This window comes from Caballeronia sp. LZ029 (assembly GCF_031451275.1).
In the GTDB taxonomy this organism is placed as follows: domain Bacteria; phylum Pseudomonadota; class Gammaproteobacteria; order Burkholderiales; family Burkholderiaceae; genus Caballeronia; species Caballeronia jiangsuensis.
Genome location: NZ_JARUXO010000004.1, coordinates 107,295 through 126,532, shown reverse-complemented (window position 1 = coordinate 126,532; position 19,238 = coordinate 107,295). Strand labels below are relative to the sequence as shown.

The 19,238-nt window shown below is 64.3% G+C and carries 22 protein-coding genes; 7 read left to right on the top strand and 15 right to left on the bottom strand.

All coding sequences use genetic code 11. The features are described from left to right. Nucleotides 1-150, bottom strand: a 150-nt coding sequence (locus QCE73_RS26555) for a type VI secretion system baseplate subunit TssF (protein ID WP_309883163.1), incomplete at its 3' end; no start/stop codon positions are given. A gap of 418 nt (nucleotides 151-568) precedes the next feature. Next, nucleotides 569-955 carry a hypothetical protein gene (locus tag QCE73_RS26550; RefSeq protein WP_309884294.1) on the bottom strand — a complete coding sequence of 129 codons (387 nt, stop codon included), beginning with the start codon at nucleotides 953-955 and terminating at the stop codon, nucleotides 569-571. Between the two features lie 117 nt (nucleotides 956-1,072). Between QCE73_RS26550 and QCE73_RS26545 the strand changes: the two genes are divergently transcribed. Continuing rightward, complete coding sequence (locus QCE73_RS26545) at nucleotides 1,073-1,201, top strand: hypothetical protein (protein ID WP_309884293.1); 129 nt, start codon at nucleotides 1,073-1,075, stop codon at nucleotides 1,199-1,201. A 23-nt stretch (nucleotides 1,202-1,224) separates the two neighbouring features. On the opposite strand, the gene QCE73_RS26540 is transcribed toward QCE73_RS26545, so the two are convergent. From QCE73_RS26540 to QCE73_RS26530, 3 genes are read right to left on the bottom strand one after another with little or no spacing between them, the layout of a single operon-like run. After that, complete coding sequence (locus QCE73_RS26540; RefSeq protein ID WP_309884292.1) at nucleotides 1,225-1,512, bottom strand: hypothetical protein; 288 nt, start codon at nucleotides 1,510-1,512, stop codon at nucleotides 1,225-1,227. A gap of 53 nt (nucleotides 1,513-1,565) precedes the next feature. After that, complete coding sequence (locus QCE73_RS26535) at nucleotides 1,566-2,696, bottom strand: FUSC family protein (RefSeq protein ID WP_309884291.1); 1,131 nt, start codon at nucleotides 2,694-2,696, stop codon at nucleotides 1,566-1,568. A 36-nt stretch (nucleotides 2,697-2,732) separates the two neighbouring features. Continuing rightward, nucleotides 2,733-3,671 (bottom strand): LysR family transcriptional regulator, encoded by a 939-nt coding sequence (locus tag QCE73_RS26530; protein ID WP_309884290.1) that lies wholly within the window; start codon nucleotides 3,669-3,671, stop codon nucleotides 2,733-2,735. Nucleotides 3,672-3,787: 116 nt separating this feature from the next. Here QCE73_RS26530 and QCE73_RS26525 point away from each other — a divergent pair, with 116 nt between their 5' ends. Together QCE73_RS26525 and QCE73_RS26520 are read left to right on the top strand one after the other, a co-directional pair. After that, nucleotides 3,788-4,222, top strand: coding sequence for a VOC family protein (locus QCE73_RS26525; protein ID WP_035510098.1), 435 nt, complete (start codon nucleotides 3,788-3,790; stop codon nucleotides 4,220-4,222). Between the two features lie 115 nt (nucleotides 4,223-4,337). Further along, nucleotides 4,338-5,903, top strand: a complete 1,566-nt coding sequence (locus tag QCE73_RS26520) for a serine hydrolase (protein ID WP_309884289.1) — start codon at nucleotides 4,338-4,340, stop codon at nucleotides 5,901-5,903. A gap of 66 nt (nucleotides 5,904-5,969) precedes the next feature. On the opposite strand, the gene QCE73_RS26515 is transcribed toward QCE73_RS26520, so the two are convergent. From QCE73_RS26515 to phnG, 10 genes are all read right to left on the bottom strand, one after another. Beyond that, the gene (locus QCE73_RS26515; protein WP_309884288.1) at nucleotides 5,970-6,248 is read right to left on the bottom strand and encodes a hypothetical protein; all 279 of its coding nucleotides are present in this window, start codon (nucleotides 6,246-6,248) and stop codon (nucleotides 5,970-5,972) included. Between the two features lie 162 nt (nucleotides 6,249-6,410). Further along, complete coding sequence (locus QCE73_RS26510) at nucleotides 6,411-7,949, bottom strand: methyl-accepting chemotaxis protein (RefSeq protein ID WP_035510146.1); 1,539 nt, start codon at nucleotides 7,947-7,949, stop codon at nucleotides 6,411-6,413. A 250-nt stretch (nucleotides 7,950-8,199) separates the two neighbouring features. Next, a complete protein-coding gene (locus QCE73_RS26505) occupies nucleotides 8,200-9,564 on the bottom strand; it encodes an MFS transporter (RefSeq protein ID WP_309884287.1) in 1,365 nt (454 codons plus the stop codon). 276 nt (nucleotides 9,565-9,840) lie between these two features. Continuing rightward, entirely contained in the window at nucleotides 9,841-10,974 is a 1,134-nt protein-coding gene (locus QCE73_RS26500; protein WP_309884286.1) for an alpha-D-ribose 1-methylphosphonate 5-triphosphate diphosphatase, read from the bottom strand. Then, complete coding sequence (phnL, locus tag QCE73_RS26495; RefSeq protein WP_309884284.1) at nucleotides 10,968-11,735, bottom strand: phosphonate C-P lyase system protein PhnL; 768 nt, start codon at nucleotides 11,733-11,735, stop codon at nucleotides 10,968-10,970. Before phnL ends, QCE73_RS26500 begins: the two co-directional genes overlap by 7 nt. A 10-nt stretch (nucleotides 11,736-11,745) precedes the next feature. Next, nucleotides 11,746-12,516: a phosphonate C-P lyase system protein PhnK gene (gene phnK, locus QCE73_RS26490; protein WP_309884282.1), complete on the bottom strand. Its 771-nt coding sequence runs from the start codon at nucleotides 12,514-12,516 to the stop codon at nucleotides 11,746-11,748. After that, nucleotides 12,513-13,367 carry an alpha-D-ribose 1-methylphosphonate 5-phosphate C-P-lyase PhnJ gene (locus QCE73_RS26485; RefSeq protein ID WP_309884281.1) on the bottom strand — a complete coding sequence of 285 codons (855 nt, stop codon included), beginning with the start codon at nucleotides 13,365-13,367 and terminating at the stop codon, nucleotides 12,513-12,515. Before QCE73_RS26485 ends, phnK begins: the two co-directional genes overlap by 4 nt. After that, entirely contained in the window at nucleotides 13,364-14,464 is a 1,101-nt protein-coding gene (locus QCE73_RS26480; protein ID WP_309884280.1) for a carbon-phosphorus lyase complex subunit PhnI, read from the bottom strand. Before QCE73_RS26480 ends, QCE73_RS26485 begins: the two co-directional genes overlap by 4 nt. Beyond that, nucleotides 14,464-15,087, bottom strand: a complete 624-nt coding sequence (gene phnH, locus QCE73_RS26475; RefSeq protein ID WP_309884279.1) for a phosphonate C-P lyase system protein PhnH — start codon at nucleotides 15,085-15,087, stop codon at nucleotides 14,464-14,466. Before phnH ends, QCE73_RS26480 begins: the two co-directional genes overlap by 1 nt. Further along, nucleotides 15,084-15,566 (bottom strand): phosphonate C-P lyase system protein PhnG, encoded by a 483-nt coding sequence (phnG, locus tag QCE73_RS26470; RefSeq protein WP_309884278.1) that lies wholly within the window; start codon nucleotides 15,564-15,566, stop codon nucleotides 15,084-15,086. The genes phnH and phnG overlap by 4 nt, the downstream gene beginning before the upstream one ends. Before the next feature lie 162 nt (nucleotides 15,567-15,728). On the opposite strand from phnG, the gene phnF reads away from it, so the two are divergent. The 4 genes from phnF (at nucleotide 15,729) to QCE73_RS26450 (ending at nucleotide 19,117) form a co-directional block, all read left to right on the top strand. After that, nucleotides 15,729-16,487, top strand: coding sequence for a phosphonate metabolism transcriptional regulator PhnF (gene phnF, locus QCE73_RS26465; protein WP_404989816.1), 759 nt, complete (start codon nucleotides 15,729-15,731; stop codon nucleotides 16,485-16,487). Next, the gene (locus QCE73_RS26460) at nucleotides 16,484-17,176 is read left to right on the top strand and encodes a DUF1045 domain-containing protein (RefSeq protein WP_309884277.1); all 693 of its coding nucleotides are present in this window, start codon (nucleotides 16,484-16,486) and stop codon (nucleotides 17,174-17,176) included. The genes phnF and QCE73_RS26460 overlap by 4 nt, the downstream gene beginning before the upstream one ends. Beyond that, entirely contained in the window at nucleotides 17,173-17,733 is a 561-nt protein-coding gene (phnN, locus tag QCE73_RS26455; protein ID WP_035510067.1) for a phosphonate metabolism protein/1,5-bisphosphokinase (PRPP-forming) PhnN, read from the top strand. Before QCE73_RS26460 ends, phnN begins: the two co-directional genes overlap by 4 nt. 578 nt (nucleotides 17,734-18,311) lie before the next feature. Then, a protein-coding gene (locus tag QCE73_RS26450) for an IS5 family transposase (protein ID WP_309885263.1) occupies nucleotides 18,312-19,117 on the top strand; the annotation gives its coding sequence in 2 pieces (ribosomal slippage) (nucleotides 18,312-18,660 and nucleotides 18,660-19,117; 807 coding nt in all). Nucleotides 19,118-19,238 lie beyond the last annotated feature (121 nt).

Genomic DNA, 19,238 nt, shown 5'->3' with positions numbered 1-19,238 from the left:
GAGCAGACGATTGACGTAGGGATCGCCGATGCTTCCCGCGACCATGCCCAGACGCGCCGCGATCTTGGGGTGATCGCGGGCAAACTCCTCGGCCAGCGCTTGGTTGAAGCGCAGTTCGCCGAGGTAAGCGTCGAGCAGGCGCGGGTCCATGCGACTCGCGTCAGGCAAGGCGAGCGAGATGCCATGTACCGGCGGACGCCATGACCTCAGATACCCGTTCTGAAAGCGTGAGATCTCGACGCTTGCTATGCATTCCTAAATCGCCCGAAATTCTAGATCTCAAAAATTACCAGTCTGACCCCAATGCAGATATGGGAATCTTCCTAGAATCGATTCGATCACACCCTGCATTACTTACGTTATCGACCTTGATCATGGTTTGCGAGGAAAGAGCCGCGGGGGCTGCGTTGACCTGTTCGGGCGCTCGGGGAGTTGAACGCCGCCGCCATGTCCTCCAAAATCGCTTACGGCATTGTGGTCGCCCTCGATATACACGAAGGTGCATGCGCCGGGCACGAGCAACGGCGCGAGTACGCACGTGCGCACGAGCAAGATCATGGCTGGTGCTTTAGGCGACCTTGGTGAGCGACAAGCGACCGCGGATCATGAGCGGCGTTTGCGTGTTCGCGCCGAGCACTTTGGTAAAACCCGCCCACACGTGATCGCCCGCCGATATCCATAACGACCCCGCAATGATGAGCGAGCCGAGCGTGCCGCCCTTCCTCTGCGTGCTCAGCGGCAGGTCGGGAAAGCGCCGAACCGCTCGCTGATAGACGCCGGGATACCCGTAACCGTTGCAGACCGAGAACGTCACCTGCGCGGGGATCTGCCAGTCGTCCTCGACCGGCGCGTTGATCTCGGCATCGACGTCGATCAGGTACATGCCGGTCGGCATCGAGATCGAGTTATCGCTGTTGACCGTGAACTGGAAGCCGCCGAAGGTGTTGGTGGCCATCGTGAAAGACTGAAGATGGCCAAGTCCTTGCGCACCCCATAGCTCGTTCCGAAGCTCGTCAAGCACCTGCTTTCTGGCACACTCCTCGTCGGTTTCCTTCTCGGCATTCCCCCGCCCATGTCTACCTCAATCAAGCCCACTGCAGAGCAATGCGCGGTTCTCGAAGCAGCGCTGCGCGGCGGCAATCTCAAGGTCAAGGCCTATGCCGGTGCAGGCAAGACCTCCACGCTCCAACTCGTTGCGTAACAGTTCGCCATGCGACGCCGCATCTATCTCGCGTTCAACCGCGAAATCGCCGCAAACGCCAGCCAGCGCTTTCCGCGTAACGTCGACGCCCGCACGATGCACTCGCGAGCATGGGCAGCAACGTCCGCGGCACTGAGAAGCCGCATGAAACATCTGAACGGCGTGACCGGTACGCCGCCTGCATCGAGCCACAGGTCCGGCGTGAAGGTCTGCGACGCCGCGCAGTCCGCCAGCACGGTCTGCAGGTTGGCGACACTGTCGGCATCGCAGGCGAACAGGCCTTCGTGATCGGCTGCGGTCGTGAATCGCACGGGCTGATCAACCAAAAACTGATACGCCGGACTGCGGCCCCGCGCCGGGCTCCTCACCCCCTCACCACCCGCAACGGAAAGATCACCCTCGACGCCACCAACCCCAGCGCCCCCCCAAGCAGCGTCTCCCACGCCCGCGCCGTCAGCAGCTCCACCGAATGCACGCCGCTCGCGGCCATCGTCACGATGAGCACGAAAGCGAACGCCCCGCACGCGATGTCATACCGCTCCGGCAACGCCATCGCATAAACAATCATCGCGAACGCGGACAACGCCCACACCACGAGCGGCCAATGCTCCGCGAGCGGCAGACACACGATCCCGATCGGCACCCCGACGAGCGTCCCGTAGATGCGCCGCCGCACGCGCTCCGCCGTCCCGACCGCCGACGTCGCGACGACATACACGCAAGCCGTGATCGCCCACGCCGATTCCGCCAGCCCGAACGCGCGATTCAGCACCACGACGACGAGCGCGCCGCACGCCGCCTGCAAGCCCATCGCGGTCGCGGGCGATATCACGTGACGCCCGTAAGCCGGCTCGGACGCGAGCGCCGGCAGCAAGGCCGGATGCTCCGCCGGCCCGCTCAATACGCGCGGCACGATGGCCGCGAGCATCCCGATCAGCAGCGCGATCAGAATCGCCGATGAATCGCCGGGCCTGAGATCCATCCCGTAGGCGAGAAGCTGCCCGATATAAAGCTGCGAGCCGATGCCCGCGCCGGCAAGCCCGAAACGCTTCAGATAGCCCGCGAAGAATGCGCCCGTCACGAGAATCAGCTCGGCGCCGCCGCGCCCGAACTCGCGAAACGTCGAACCGAACAGGGCAAAGGTCAGCGCGCCGAACGCAGCGGCGATGCACAGAACGGCGAGATCGCGGCTCGACTCGAAGCGCGTCGTGCGCGCCTCCGACACGCTCGCCCACAGCGCGAAGCCGCCCGCGAGCGCGCCGACGGACACGCCCGGCGGCACGCTCTGCGTCACGTCCTGCAACGCGCCGAGCGATGCCGCGAGCCCGTACGCGGTGACGAGCCGCAAGCCCTTGATGCGCCGATGCGTGCCCGGATCGACGCGATCGAGCCACGCGAGCGCCGCCTGCACGCGACGCGCGCCCGATTGCGCGAACGTCAGCGCCGTATCCGCGAGGCGGGTTCTCGTGTCGCCGATATTTCGCTCGTCATCCATGGGAGGCCACCGAAGGAAACGCGTCTGCAACGCATTCTAGGCGATGCCGCGCGCCGGGTTCCGCCCGCGTGCGCGTTTGACGGGCGTCTTCGCCCCGCCCTGCTCCGCCGCCTCGACGATGCAGCCCGCAAGCCGCGCCGCCGCATCCGGCTCGTCTGCACGCACGCGCCGCGCGCGCTCGACCAGGCCGATCTCGCGATGGAACGTGGCATCGCCGAGATCGAGCGCGACGGCGCCACGCGGCCATGCGCCGGTGCCATCGGACACCGGCACGAGCGCCACGCCCAGGCCCCGCGCCACCAGTTGCGCGATGCCCGGCAGTTCATCGACTTCGATCGAGTCGCGCACCGCGATGCGGCGCTTCGTCAGAAACGTGTCCACTTGCCGGCCGCCGAACGAACGCCGGTCGTATCGGATGAACGGCTCCGACTCGATCAGCTCGCGCCAGTGGACGCCCTTCTTCGCGGCGGGCGCGAGCAACACGAACGGCTCCGCGACGAGCGTGCGCCATCGCAGTTCCGACGGCAGCGAGAACGGCGGGCGGATGATGACGGCCATGTCCATCTCGCCCGCATCGACGCTCGCCAGCAGATTGAGCGACACGCCCGGCACGAGCCGGATGCGCCACGCGGGCAGCATGCGCCGGAACGCGCCGATCGCGTCGGGAAGGAGCGCCCCATGCGCCGACGCGATCGCGCCGACCGAAAGCGAGCCGCCGCGCCCGTCCTCGCCTTCCGGTTCGGCGAGACGCGCGTATAGCGCGATGAGTTCGTCGGCGAGTTCGAGCGTGCGCCGGCCCGCCTTGTTGAGCGTCGCGGAGCGGCCGGTGCGATCGAACAGCGTGACGCCGAGATGCGCTTCGAGGCGCTGCATCTGCGCGCTCACGGCCGATTGCGTGAGGCCGATATGCGCGCCCGCGCCCGCAAAGGTGCCGTGGCGCGCCACCGCGATGAAAGTCTGAAGTTCGCGCAGCATGTCGATTCATCGAAAATAGTGGGGCTGACTCCCGCAATATATCGTTTTTCAACACATTTATTTGTCAATACACTGGGGTTTCCATTCCCCACACGTCGATTAAAGGATTCACCGCCATGAGCACGACCCAGCACGCCATGCCGCCGTTCCACCTCGCGTTCCCCGTTCACAGCCTCGCCGCCGCGCGCGAGTTCTATGGCGAATTGCTCGGCTGCCCGGAAGGTCGCAGCTCCGACGCCTGGGTCGATTTCGATTTCTACGGGCATCAGATCGTCGCGCATCTCGCGCCCGAGGAAGCCGGGCATCGTTCGACGAGCGCGGTCGATGGCGACGCCGTGCCGGTGCGCCACTTCGGCGTCGTGCTGTCGATCCCGCAATGGGAAGAACTGGCCGACAAGCTGCGCGCCGCGGGCACGCGCTTCATCATCGAGCCGCATGTGCGCTTCAGGGGCGAAGTCGGCGAGCAGGCGACGATGTTCTTCCTCGATCCGTCGGGCAATGCCGTCGAGATCAAGGCATTCGCCGACATGTCGTCGCTGTTCGCGAAGTAAGGCGGCGAGCACGACGCGTCTCTCCCTTTCCTTCATACGACTCGCGCCTGACGGATAGTTTCCAATATAGAATCCGCTCTGCGCGCGCCGTGCGCGAATTCGGGGAGACGCGAGTATGAGACCTTCAGAGGGACGCCGCCGCTTTCTGGGCGCGGCACTGTGCAGCACGATCGCCGCATGCGGCGGCGGTTCGGATTCCGACGACGCCAACGCATCGACTTCTTCGAACGGCACGCAAACCGGCCCCGTGCCGGACGCGCAAGTCAACGCAGCCCTCTCCCAGCTCGACACACTCGCCAACGACCTGCTGACCAAAACCGGCGTGCCCGGCATGGCCGTCGCCGTCGTGCGCGGCACGCAAACCGTCTATGCGAAAGGCTTCGGCACACGCCTCGTCGGTTCGGGACAAGCCGTCGATGCCGATACCGTGTTTCAGCTCGCGTCGGTGTCGAAGTCCGTGGGCGCTTCGGTCGTCGCGCATCAGGTCGGCGCGGGCGGCATCGCGTGGAATACGCCGGTGCGCGCGCATCTGCCGTGGTTCACGCTGTCGAAGGACGACGTCAGCGCGGCGGTGACCATCGGCGATCTTTACTCGCATCAGTCCGGCCTGCCCGACCACGCAGGCGACAAGCTCGAGGACATGGGCTACTCGCAAACGGAAGTTCTGCAGCGGCTGCGCTTTCTGCCTTTGCATCCGTTTCGTCATTCGTACTTCTACACGAACTTCGGGCTTACCGCGGCGGCGGAGTCCGTGGCGGCGGCCGCTGGCATCGACTGGGCGACGCTCTCCGAAAACATGCTCTACAAGCCGCTCGGCATGACGAGCACGAGTTCGCGTTATGCGGACTTCATCGCGCGCGCGAACCGCGCGACCGGGCACGTCAGGCGCGGCAATCAGTGGGTGCAGGGACTGGGAACGATGCCCGATGCGCAATCGCCCGCGGGCGGCGTGAGCGCGTCGGTCAACGACATGGCGAAGTGGCTCGCGATGATGCTCGGCACAGGCGTCTTCAACGGCAACCGCATCGTCGATGCCACCGCGCTCACCGCCGCGATCACCGCGCAAGTGCAAAGCTCGCCGCCCGGCAACGGCAATCCCGCTGGCTACTACGGTTACGGGTTCAACGTGGGGCAGACGAGCGCGGGGCGCGCGTCGTTCAACCATTCGGGCGCGTTCAGCGCGGGCGGCGCGACGAACTTCATGGTCGTGCCGTCGACGAATCTCGCGATCGTCGCGCTGACGAACGCGTTTCCGATCGGCGTGCCGGAAACGCTCAATCAGCAATTCTTCGATATCGTGCAATACGGCTCGATCCAGCGTGACTGGTTCGCGCTCTACAGCGACGCGCTGGCGCCGCTTTCGGCGCCCAGCGGCTCGCTCGTCGGTGCTACGCCGCCCGCGTCGCCGCTGCCCGCGCGTGCGCTGTCCACGTATCTCGGCACGTACAAGAACGATTACTTCGGGCCGATACAAGTCGTCGATCAGGGCGGCGCGCTCGCGATTCTCATCGGCCCGCGTCCGATGACTCTGCCGCTTTCGCACTGGGACGGCGATGTTTTCACGTTCACGCTCGTCAACGAGAACGCGAATCCCGGCACGATATCGAAGGTATCGTTCCTGAGCGATCGCGTGACGCTGGAGTATTACGACGAGGACGGTCTCGGCACCTTCGTGCGTTGAGCAAGCGCCTCAAGCGAACGGGACGCCACGCGGCGTCCCGTTCGTCATGTCATCGCGCGTCGGCGGTTACTTGCCGGAGCCGCTCGCGCTGACCGGCGCGCCCGGACCGCTCGGCGTCGCGGTGCCGCCCGGCTCGGTGGACGGGCCCGCGCTCGTCGCGCTCTTTTGCATCTTCTTCGAATGCGTGGTCTTGTGCGATTTCGACTGCGCGTGCTGCGTCGTCGTTTGCGCGTTGTCGCCGGCCTGCAGGCCCGTGTTCGAGCTCGGCGGATTATCCTGCGCGAAAGCGGAAGCACAGACGAGAGCGATAGCGCCAGCGGCGGTGGAAAGGGCGAAACGTTTCATGTCGGACACTCCTGTTTGCTGTTTGCAAAATGCGATGCTTGCGGCCTGATCTGCCTGCTGGCCGCGACGCCTGAAGCCGCGGCCGTTTCGCACCCTACGGGTTAGCACGCGACATGCCACGGTCTGACGTTTCGCAAACGGTGTGTCCTCGATGAAAGGCGTTCAGGTTCTGAACACGGAAACCGCGCGCTTCAGTTCCTCGGCCTGAACGGCGAGCGCGGCGGCGGCGGCCGTCGCCTGCTCGACGAGCGCCGCGTTCTGTTGCGTGACGGCGTCCATCTGCGTGATCGCGACACCGACCTGCTCGATGCCCTGCGTCTGCTGCGAAGACGCCGACGAGATCTCGCTCATGATGTCGTTCACGCGCGTGACGGACGTGAGAATCTGCTTCATCGTGTCGCCGGATTGCTGCGCGAGATCCTGCCCCGCCGTGACGTTCGTCACCGATTCGTCGATGAGCGTCTTCACGTCCTTCGCCGCCGCCGCGCAACGCTGCGCAAGCGCTCGCACTTCCGATGCGACCACCGCGAAGCCGCGCCCGTGCTCGCCCGCGCGCGCCGCTTCGACGGCCGCGTTCAACGCGAGAATGTTGGTCTGAAACGCGATGCCTTCGATCACGCCGATGATGTCGACGATCTTCTCCGAACTGCCCGCGATCTTGTCCATCGTCGCGACGACGCCGAGCACGACGCCGCTGCCGCTTTCGACCGTCGATGACGCGCTCGCCGCGAGCTGGCTCGCCTGTCCCGCGTTGTCGGAATTCAGGCGCACGGTCGAGGTGAGCTCTTCCATGCTCGACGCCGTTTCCGCCAGCGACGCCGCCTGCTCTTCCGTACGCGACGAAAGATCGTGATGGCCGTCGGCGATTTCGCGCGACGCCGCCGTGATGCCGTCCGCGACGAGCTTGATCTGCGCGATCGTCTGCGTGAGGCGCGACTGCATCGTGTGCATCGAATGCATGAGGCTCGAATCGTCGCCCGGCTTCACCTGCACGGACTGCGCGAGATCGCCCGCCGCGATGCGCTGGCAGACGATCGACACATCGCGCGGATCGCCGCCGATGCTCTTCAGCACGCCGCGGATGATGAGCGTCATCGCGAACGTCAGCGCCGCGCCGATCACGCCGATGAGCAGCAGCGACTTGAGCACGATCGCGTGAAAGGCCGCGTCGATATCGTCGATATACGCGCCCGTGTAGACGTGCCAGTCCCATTCGCGCACGTAGTCGCCGTAGGTGAGCTTTTGCAGCGGCTCGGTCTCGCCGGGCTTCGGATAGAGATAGGTCGTGATATGCGAGCCGTCGAGACCGTGCTTCACGATTTCGCCGGTGAAATGCTTGCCGGTGGCATCGACGAAATCGTTGATCTTGTTTTCCGTGTCCGGGCGCACGGGGTTCAGCACCTGGAACAGCTTCGAATCGAGGATGCCGAGATAACCGCTCGTGCCGTAGCGGATCGCGCGCACGCTGGCGATCGCCAGCTTCTTCGCTTCTTCCTCGGGCAACGCGCCGCTTTGCGCCTGCTTGACATAGAACCTGACGACGCTCGTCGCCGATTGAACCTGTTCGGCGAGCGCGTTTTCACGGTTGCGCATCAGCGAGTGTTTCGTGGAGATCGCGTTGAGCGCGCACAGAAGAATCAGACTGAGCCATACGAAGCCCACGGTGCTCATGAGCTTGGTCTTGAAGGATAGTTTTTTCACGATCTGGTTGAAGGAGCCGATGGAAGCGCCGGGGCAGGCGCTCGCTTTGCGGCTTCCGATCGTGGGCGGTTTTACGTTTGCATGCGAAGGCGCAACGTGGCCCTGCAATCGAAAGCCGTATGCAAATTAACGGCAAGCGGATTGCGTTCTTGAGGGCCCGCGCAGTGCTGCAATGCGCGGGCACAAAAGAAAACGCCCCGCATGACCGAAGCCACGCGGGGCGCTATCACCTGCTCACATCGACATCGAATCAGTGCCCGACCGGTTCCGTCGATTTGAGATCGCTCGCCATCGCCGTCTGCGGATGCGCGGCCTGCTTGATCAGCAGCGCAACCGCCGACACCAGCCCCGCCACCGCGATCGTCGCGAAGATGGCGCCGAAGCTGAAGTGCAGGCGCGCCAGTTCGGCGACGAGAAACGATCCCGCGATGCCGCCGAAGCGCCCGATGCCCAGCATCCACGCGACGCCCGTGCCGCGTCCCTGAGTCGGATAGAACGCGGCGGCCAGCGCGGGCATCGACGATTGCGCGGTGTTCATCAGCACGCCCGCGAGGAACACGATGAGCACGAGCAGGCCGACATTGCCCACAGCCTGGCCGATCAGATACACGCTCACGGCGGTCAGCGCATAGCACGCCGCGATGATGCGGTTCGCGTTGAACTTGTCCATCAGCACGCCGCACAGCACCGCGCCGACGCCGCCGAGCGGGAACAGCGCGGAGATGAGCGTCGCTTTTTGCGGCGTCAGTCCGGATTCCTTGAGCAGGATCGGCATCCAGTTGATCGACGCGTAGAAGATCACGAGGCCCATGAAGTACGCGAGCCACAGCATGATCGAGCCGACGATGTACGAGCGCGACAGCACCACGCTCATGCCGCTCTGCCCGGCCGCCGCGGGCGCGGCTTCGGTCATGAAGAACGAGCCCGCCTGCGCGGCGTCCGACGAGATGCGCGCGAGCGTCGCGCGAATCTTTTCGACGGGCTTCGACTTCGCCACCATATAGCGCACCGATTCCGGCAGCGTTGCGATGAGCAGCACCGAGAGCACGAGCGGCGCGACGCCGCCGAGCATCAGCACGCTGCGCCAGCCGAAATGCGGAATCATCCATGCGGCGAGAAAGCCGCCGAAAGCCGCGCCGAGCGGAAAGCCGCAGAACATCAGGTTGATGAGCGTCGCGCGGCGGTTGTCGGGGCAGAATTCGCCCATCATCGTGACGGCGTTCGGCATGGCGGCGCCGAGCCCCAGGCCGGTGACGAAGCGCAGCGCCGTCAGTTGCGTGATGTCGGCGGAGAACGACGACGCAAGACACGCGACGCCGAAGAGCAGCACCGACGAAAGCAGCATCACGCGGCGGCCGAGCTTGTCCGACAGCGGCCCGGAAAGCAGCGCGCCCGCGGCGAGCCCGAAGAGCGCCGCGCTCAGGACGGGCGCGAGCGCCGGCCGGCTGATCTGCCATTCGCTGACGAGCGAAGGCGCAATGAAGCCGATCGCGGCGGTATCGAAACCATCCAGAAGGACGATCACGAAGCACATCCCGAAGATGAGCCACTGAAACGGCGAGAACGGATGATCGTTGATGAACGTCTGTACGTTCACGGCAGGACTTCTACTCACTTCATTCCCTTTTCAATGATGGGCGCGCGCCTGGAAAGGTCGCATCCCGGAATTGAAACCGCTTCCCGCAAGCGTTTTTTTGGTTGTAATGCGGGCCGCAGCCACCGGTCAATCGCGCGGAATCGGTGCAAAAAGTTCGTTAGACGAACACCGATTCACATAGCGAACTCGCGTGTGACAATACTGAACAAGCTTGCGCTTCGTCAACGCGGGCTTACCCGCGTATGACGAAGCGCTGACGTGTGGCTGTCGGGAAGGAAAATGAAGCGGCGCGCGTCAGGCCACGCGGCGTCCGGCGCGATACGTCTCGCGCGGCACCTGCACGCCGTCCATCGACGCGACGCGCACGAAGTCCGCGCGCAGGCCCGTCGCGATGGCGCCGCGATCGGTCAGACCGGCCGCATGCGCGGGCGCCCACGACACCGTCGCGACCGCGCGCGGCAGCGACCAGCCCGCCTTGCTCACGAGATCGAACACGGCGATCAGCAGACTCGACGGCACGTAGTCCGACGACAGAATGTCGAGCAGCCCCTCGCGGGCCAGATCGAGCGCCGACACATTGCCCGAATGCGAACCGCCGCGCACGACGTTCGGCGCGCCCATGATCGTCGCGATGCCGTGCTCGCGCGCGGCGCGGGCCGCGTCGAGCGTCGTCGGAAATTCGGCGAGCGCGATGCCGTCGCGCGCCGCTTCCTCGACGTGCTCGACGAGCGTGTCGTCGTGACTCGCGAGCGAGATGTTCAAGCCCTTGCAGCGCTCGACGATATCCGCGCGATGCTTCGCCGCATAACGCGCCTGATGTTCGGCCAGCTCGGCGAGAATCTTGTTCGTGTGCTCGTCGCTCCACTTGCCGTGACGCTCCTGATACTTGCGCCACTTCTCGTGGTCCTGCCATTGGCGCTGGCCCGGCGTGTGATCCATCACCGACGCGAGCCGGAAAAGCGGATGAGACGAGAGCGAATCGAACACTTCGACGACATCCGTCGTGCCCACTTCGCAACGCAGATGCAGGAAGTGATCCGCGCGCAGAAGATCGCGCTCGACAAACTTGCCGATCGACTTCGCGCATTGCACCTGAAGCTCCCGGCCGCGCACGCCGTCTTCGGGACGCGAACCGACGCCGAGCGCATCGAACACGGTCGTGATCCCCGCCGACGCCACCTGCGCATCATGAACGATGATCGCCGCTTCGTGATTCCACAGCACGCCCGGACGCGGCGCGAGATGCTTTTCGATGTTGTCCGTGTGCAGTTCGACGAAACCCGGCAGCAGATAATCGCCTTCCCAGTCCACGGCTTCGCGCGCCGCCGTATTGCCCGGCGCGATCTCCTCGATGCGTCCGTCCCCGACACGCACGGTGCCCGTGAACTCCTCGTCGCGCGTCACGATGCGCGCATTCTTGATCAGCATGTCTGCAACACTCCGGAATCGGTTTGAACGGATGCGCCGTTCGCGCTCGCGAGCCGCACGATGCGGGTCGCGACGCGCTCGCGCGTGTCCTCGTCATGAAAGATGCCGACGATGGTCGCGCCTTGCCCGCGCGCCTCGACGATCAGATCGGCGACCACGTCGCGGTTCTCGGCATCGAGCGACGCGGTGGGTTCATCGAGCAATAGCAGCGGATGCGCCGCGATCAGCCCGCGCGCGATATTCACGCGCTGCTGCTCGCCGCCCGAGAAGGTCGCGGGCGCGAGCGCCCACAGACGTCGCGGCACGTTAAGGCGTTCGAGCAATGCGCTCGCGCGAGCATGCGCCTCGTCTTCGTCCACGCCGCGCGACACGAGCGGCTCCGCGACGAGATCGAGCGACGACACACGCGGGATCGCGCGCAGGAACTGGCTGACGTAGCCCATCGTCGTGTTGCGCAAGCGGATGATCTCGTGCGGCGCGGCTTCGGTCAGCACGATATGGCGCGCTGAACGGCTATCGTCACGAATCGCGATGGTGCCGCGCGTCGCGAGATAGTTGCCGTACATGCAGCGCAGGAACGTGCTCTTGCCCGTACCGGATGCGCCCGCGAGCACGACACATTCGCCGCGTTCGACATCGAGCGAAACGCCCGACAGCGCTGCGATACGCACGCCGCCCTGCTGATGCAGCGTGAAGGTCTTTTCGATGCCGCGTGCCTGCAGCATCAGCTTGTCGTTCGTGACAAAGGCATTCATGGTCATGTCTCGCACCTCAAACGGGCAGCACGGACGCGACGAGCGTCTGTGTATAAGGATGTTGCGGATCGTCGAGCACCTGGTCCGTGAGACCGCTCTCGACGACGCGCCCGTCCTTCATCACCATCAGCCGATGCGCGAGCAGACGCGCGACGCCGATATCGTGCGTGACGATCACGGCGGCCAGATGCAGCTTGCTCGTCAGCGTGCGCAGCAGATCGAGCAGACGCGCCTGCACCGATACATCGAGGCCGGCGGTCGGCTCGTCCATGAACACGAGGCGCGGGCCCGTCACCAGATTACGCGCGATCTGCAGACGCTGTTGCATGCCGCCCGAAAACGCCGAAGGCAATTCGTCGATGCGCGCCGCATCCAGTTCGACGCGGCTCATCCAGTCGGCGGCCGTTTCGCGCAGACGGCCATAGTGGCGCGCGCCGATCGCCATCAGCGGCTCGCCGATGTTCGCGCCCGCCGATACATTGCGGCGCAGGCCATCGCGTGCGTTCTGATGCACGAAGCCCCATTCGGTGCGCGACAGAAGACGCTTGCGCGCTTCGGCGAGCGTCAGGAGATCGAGCGCCTCGCCTTCGCGCGTGGTGTACGCGAGCGCGCCGCCGTCGATCTCGCTGCGCAGCGCGAGCGCATTCAGCAAGGTCGATTTCCCCGAGCCCGATTCGCCGACGATGCACAGCACTTCGCCCGGATAGACATCGAGATCGACATCGACACAACCGCCGCGTCCGTCGTAACGCTTCGTGAGTCGCGTCGCTTTCAGCAGTGCGTTCATTGCGCCACCTCTTCATCGTCGCGACGGCTGTGGCAGTAGTCGCTGTCGGAGCAGACGAACATGCGCGTGCCCTGATCGTCGACGATCATTTCGTCGAGAAAGCTGTCGTGCGAACCGCACAGCGCGCAAGCGTGCTCCCACTTCTGCACGCTGAAGGGGTGATCCTCGAAGTCGAGACTCTTCACTTTCGTATAAGGCGGAATCGCATAGATGCGCCGTTCGCGGCCCGCGCCGAAGAGTTGCAATGCGGGATTCATGTGCATCTTCGGATTGTCGAACTTCGGGATCGGCGAGGGCGATGTCAGATAGCGGTCGTTCACCAGCACCGGATAGTCGTAGGTTGTCGCGATGCTGCCGTGCTGCACGATATCCTCATAATATTTCACGTTGATGAGGCCGTAGTCCGCGAGCGCGTGGAGCTTTCTGCACTCGGTCACGCGCGGTTCGAGCCGGAACAGCGGCTCGGGCATCGGCACCTGATAGACGATGATCTGCTTGTCCGTCAGCGGCGTCTCCGGAATGCGGTGACGCGTCTGCACGATGGTCGCGTCCGCCGTGCGCGTGGTGGTCGTCACGCCCGCGGTGCGCGCGAAGAAGCGTCGAATGTTCACCGCGTTGGTCGTCTCGTCGGAGCCCTGATCGATGACCTTCAGCGTATCGCGCTCGCCGATGATCGCCGATGTCACCTGCAAGCCGCCCGTGCCCCATCCATACGGAAGCGGCATTTCGCGCGACGCGAACGGCACCTGATAACCCGGCACCGCCACCGCCTTGAGCAGCGCGCGGCGAATCATGCGTTTGGTCTGCTCGTCGAGATAAGCGAAGTTATAGCCTTCGGTGAGTGCGTTCATGCCGCATTCTCCTTGTTGTCGTCCGGGCGATGCGCCGCGCGCAGGCGGCGAAGCAGTTCCAGCTCGGATTGAAAATCGACGTAATGCGGTAATTTAAGGTGTTGCACGAAACCGGACGCTTCCACGTTGTCGCTGTGATACAGCACGAACTCGGGATCCTGCGTCGGCGAACCGACCGACTCGCCCAGTTCTTCCGCGCGCAAAGCGCGATCCACGAGCGCCATCGCCATCGCCTTGCGCTCCGAATGACCGAAGGCGAGGCCGTAGCCTTGCGTGAAGGTCGGCGGCACGTCGCCGCTGCCCGCGAACTGGTTGATCATCTGACACTCGGTGACGTCGATCTCGCCGATCTCGACCGCGAAGCCCAGTTCATCGACGACCATTTCCACCGCCACTTCGCCGTGACGAATCTCGCCCGCGAACGGATGACTATGCGCATAGCCGCGCTGCGTCGCATAGCCCACCGCAAGCAGAAATCCTTCGTCGCCGCGTGCGAGGTTTTGCAGGCGCGTCGAACGATCGGCGGGAAAGGACAGCGGCTCGCGCGACAGATCCCCCGGCGGCGGCGCGTTCTCGTGCGCGCGCTCCTGCTCGATCAGACCTTCCCTGTCGAGCATGGAGAGCACGCGCGGCATCGCGCTTTCTTCGGTTGCCTTACCATCGTTAGGTGTATCGCCGGCTTGTTCGCCTTCGGCGAGCAGCGTGAAATCGAGCAGACGCTGCGTGTAGTCGTAAGTGCCGCCCAGCATCTGGCCGCCGGGGATATCCTTGAACGCAGCCGAGATGCGGCGCTCGACGCACATCGCTTCCGTATCGATCGGCAGCGTGTAGCCGAAGCGCGGCAATGTCGTGCGATACGCGCGCAGCAGAAAGATCGCCTCGACGAGATCGCCCGCGGCCTGCTTGATCGCGAGCGCGGCGAGGTCTTCGTCGTAGACCGAGCCTTCGGTCATCACGCGCGCGACGGCAAGACGCATCTGCTCGCGAATCTGCGCGACGGACAGCTCGGGCACGGCGAGATCGCCGCGGCGCTTTTTCGCGAGCACGTCCCATGAACGTTCGATGGCGCGTTCGCCACCCTTGACCGCGACGTACATCAGTTCACCTCCACGTGCGTCGTGCGCGGCAGGCCGACGAGCGAGCCGCCCGCGACGAAGTAGCAATCGATGCCGCAAGGAAAGAGCGCGGTGAGCGCCGCGCGCTCGCGCCAGAAGTCACGCGACAAGCCCGCGATGCCGACCATGCGCGACTGTGCAATACCCGGACCGCGCCACACGAGCGGCTCGCCTTCGGTCAGCGAGGGCACGCGGATAAACAACGTCGCGGAATCCTCGGGCGCTTCGGGGTCGCCGTGCGAGAACGCATCGAGCGAAGGCATGCCGCGCGCATCGTCGATATAGGCGAACGCGGCCTCGCGGCGATCGCGTGTCAAGGGCGCGCTCGCGTGAAAGCGCAGCGCATCGCCCAGCACGTCGTCTTCGCGTTCGATGAAAACCGGCGTCGAATAGTCCGTCAGCGCGAGCAGCGACGCGAATGCGGCAAGCGGCACGCGCCCGCCGAGCGCATCGCGCATCGCGTGATTGTCCGGCAGCGCGGCATCGATCGCGACGATGCTGCCCGGACGCGACAACGCATCCAGCAACGCGCGGAACACGCGCTGGGCGTCGTGGACCGTGTCGTTGAAGCCCGGCACGAGCCGGGTCATGTCGATTCTCATCATTCGCCTCTCACCATCGTGAAAAATTCGACCCTGGTCGCGGCCGCTTCGGCCTCTTTGCGACGCCGTTCATCGGCGATGCGCGCGGCCAGCGGTTCGATAAGGTGCGTCTGCAACCTGTCCGCATAGCGGGGCATTTGCAGGAGCGCGTCGGCGAGCGCGGCGAGCGTCGCGCGCTCCTTGTCGCGGCCCATGTGCACGGCGACGCCGACCGGCGCGCTGCCGTCACCGGTACGCACACGCAGCGTGGCGCGCGTGACGGTCGTTTCGCCGAGATTGAACGCATCGCCCGTGCCGCCGATGCGCCCGCGCACCATCGCAAGCCCGATATCCGGCGCGCGCAGCCACTCGTAATCGGGCGCCTTCGCGCCATCGAGCGCGGCATCGAGCGCCTGTTTCAGCGCATCGCGCGGCGTGCGCGCCAGCACCGCCATCCATTCGCGGCGGCCCCGAGCGTCCCGCGACTCCATTGAATTACTCATCGCTTTCCCTATGTTCGAAAGGATCCGGTCGTCATATGCTACTCGTCGTCTTATCTAGTCGTCTAGACGTTTGGTCATGTAGTGAGCGTTTCACATTTCCATCACGAGTTGCGCACTACAATCCGGTAGAACGATATTCAAACCGACAGGAATGACAGCGCAATGACATCGAACGAAAATGCCGCGCCTCTGCATGCGGTCGAGCGCGGCGCGGGGGTCGCGGTCTGGCGGCAGATCGAGCAGATTCTCGCCGCCGAGATCGCCGCGAAAAGTTTCGGCGACGAAGGGCGTCTGCCGAGCGAGGCCGAGCTTGCCAAGCGCTTCGACGTGAACCGTCATACGGTGCGCCGCGCGATGTTGCGGCTCGCCGCGACGGGCCTCGTCAGCGTCGAGCAGGGGCGCGGCACGTTCGTGCAGCCGGGCGCGATCGACTATCAGATCGGGCGCCGCACGCGTTTCACGGAGAATCTGCGCCGCCAGAAGCACGCGTCGGCGGGCGTCGTGCTGAGCTCGGAGCGCGTGAAGGCCGATCCGGCTGTCGCGAAGGCGCTCGGCGTGCGCGCGGGCACGCTCGTCTATCAGATCGAGACGCGCCACGATTCCGACGGCATCCCGATGACGTACGCGCGCAACTGGTATCCGGCCACTCGCTTCAACGATCTGCCCGCGGCCATCGAAGCGGCGGGCGGCGTGAGCGCTGCATTGGAGACGTTCGGCGTGAAGGATTACACGCGCAAATGGAGCCGCATTGGCAGTGTGCTGCCTTCGTCGGATGTGGCGCGGCGCTTGCAGATCAATCGTCAGCAGCCGGTGCTGTGGGTCGAAAACGTGGATGTCGACGAGGACGGCGTGCCGATCAAATACGGCATCACGCATTTCGCGGCGGATCGCGTGCAGTTGATGGTCGAGCACGATCTATGAGCGTCGCCGGACACCCGCGCGTGGCGCTCTACTACGCGCCGCCCGCATCTTCCGCATGGTGGCGCGACGGTTGCGAATGGCTCGGGCGCGATCCCGAGAACGGACGCGAGATCGCGACCGCCGCTCATGACGTGACGCACGCGCCGCGCCGTTACGGCTGGCACGCGACGCTCGTTGCGCCCTTTCACATGGCACCCGGCATCGAACTCGCGGACGTGCTCGCTTGTGCGCGCGCATGGGCAAGCTCCGTGCAGCGCTTCGAGATGCCTGTGAAGGCAGCCGAACTGGGCCGGTTCGTCGCGCTGCGGCCCGCCGAAGCCAGCGACGAGGCGACGCTTCGCACACTCGCCGCCGATGCGCTACAGGCCCTCTCCGCGCTGCGTGCGATGCCTTCGCGTGAAAGCATCGAACGGCGCATCGCGGAAGGCATGAGCGCGCGGCAAATCGAGCTGCTGCGCGCGTGGGGCTATCCGTATGTGTTCGACGAGTATCGCTTTCACATGACGCTCTCCGATTCACTCGACGATGCGAACACACGGGCGTCGATCGTGTCGGAATGGATGACGCGCATCGACATGCTCGGCTCCTTGCCGATGCATGGCGCGGCGCTTTTCATCGAACCGGAGCCGGGCGCGCCCTTCACGTTATGGCAGCGCCTGCCGTTCAACAACGCACAGGACGTGGCATGACCGAAGTCGATAGCACGAAACTGATCTACGTGATGGGACCATCGGGCGCGGGCAAGGACTCGCTGCTCGGTTTCGCACGCGAACGTATCGGCGCGCGGGTGATGTTCGCGCACCGCTATATCACGCGCACGGTTGCGGACGGCGAGAACCATATCGCGCTTACGCACGACGAATTCACTTCGAGGCTTTCCTACGGCCTCTTTGCGATGCATTGGACGAGTCTCGGGCTGCGCTATGGCATCGGCATCGAACTGGATGCGTGGCTTGCGCGCGGCATGCCTGTCGTGGTGAACGGTTCGCGGCAGCATGCGGGGCTCGCGCTCGAGCGTTATCCCGATGCGCGTTTCGTGCATATCGATGCAACGCCTTCGGTTCTGGCCGCGCGCCTCGCGCGGCGCGGACGCGAGGATGCGCGGCAGATCGAAGCGCGTCTTGCGCGTCGTCCTGCGTTTGAGTTGCCGTCGCATGCGCATGTTGTGAAGATCGATAATTCCGGCATGCTCGCTGACGCCGGGACGCAATTTCTTGACGTACTCGCGCGTACCGGCGGGATTTAGACGTGTCTCGGGGTTTTTGCCGGCATGCTTCGGGGTTGTCGCTGGATCCCGGTTTCTTATCGGTCTATTAGCACTGCCCCTGTGCGGGGCGGCAGTCACTTTCTTTGCTGCTGCAAAGAAAGTAACCAAAGAAACAGCTATCCCCAGCCTAAGTACTTCACACCGGCCGCGGCACAGGCGATTGGCCTAATGGCCCGGCTGTAGCGTGTGCCCCCACAAGCAGACAAGGGCTTGGACCGCGCACGGTCTGACACATCGCACCACAGAACAAACTGGTTCAGCACCAAATAGCTCCAGCCCGCTACGCGGCCAATGGGTCAATCGGGTGCGGGTGCGCGTGCGCTTCTTCCTCGACGGTTTCCCTCGCATACCCGACGGCAGCGCGTAGCGCTGTGCCGAAGCTCTTTTGTGCTGAACCAGCGCGCTAAAACATTTGGTGCGGCAGACCGTGCGCGAGCCAAGTCCGGTTGGGCCTTTGAGGGCGACACTTAGAAGCCGTTGTGGAATTAGGAATAGAGCACTGTTAACTTTTCTTGTGAGTTGGTAACTTCCTGGATTGTTTGCTCATGCAGGAAGCGATGACTAAAGAACTTATAGACGACGAACTGTGGTCATTCATCGAACCGCTGTTGCCTGTTCGGCCTTCGCGCAATCGACGCCATGCCGGGCGCAAACCGATTGCAGATCGAGCGGTGCTCAACGGCATCATCTTTGTCCTGCGCTCGGGCACGGCGTGGAATCTGCTGCCGCAGGAGCTCGGTTGGGGCTCGGGCAGCGTGTGCTGGCGTCGACTCGACGCATGGCAGAAGGCCGGTGTCTGGCAACGCATCCACGAAGCGTTGCTCGCCGAATTGCGCCGACGCGGCCAACTCGATCTGGAGCGCGCCATCGTCGACAGCTCTTCTATTCGCGCCGTATCGGCGGGAAAAAAACTGGTCCGAACCCCACGGACAGACGCAAGCTCGGCAGCAAGCATCACCTTATTGTCGAGGCGCAAGGCATTCCGCTCGCAGTCATCCTGAGCGGCGCGAACTGTCACGACATCAAGCAACTGAATGCGCTGGTCGCGGCCATTCCGCCGATTCGCGGCAAACGAGGCCGACCATTGCGCAAACCCCGCATCGTTCAAGGCGACCGAGGGTACAGCTCCAATAAGCACCGGCAGGCATTGCGCAAGCAAGGCATCGTGCCAGAACTCGCCCGTATCGGCGCACCGCACGGTAGCGGTCTGGGCAAAACGCGCTGGGTCGTCGAGCGCTCGATTGCCTGGTTGCATAACTTTCGACGCCTGAAGATTCGTTATGAACGCTATGACTATATTCACGAAGCTTTCCTTTCGCTCGCGTGCGCGCTGATTTGCTGGAACAAGCTTAAAAAGCCTTGAATTTAATTCTGCAACAGCTTCTTAGTCTTACTGTGTCATAAAATTCATGTCATTATAGGTACTTCTTCATCCTTTGCATGAGGAAGTGATGGACTGGGAATCTTCGTTCGACGAATATCTA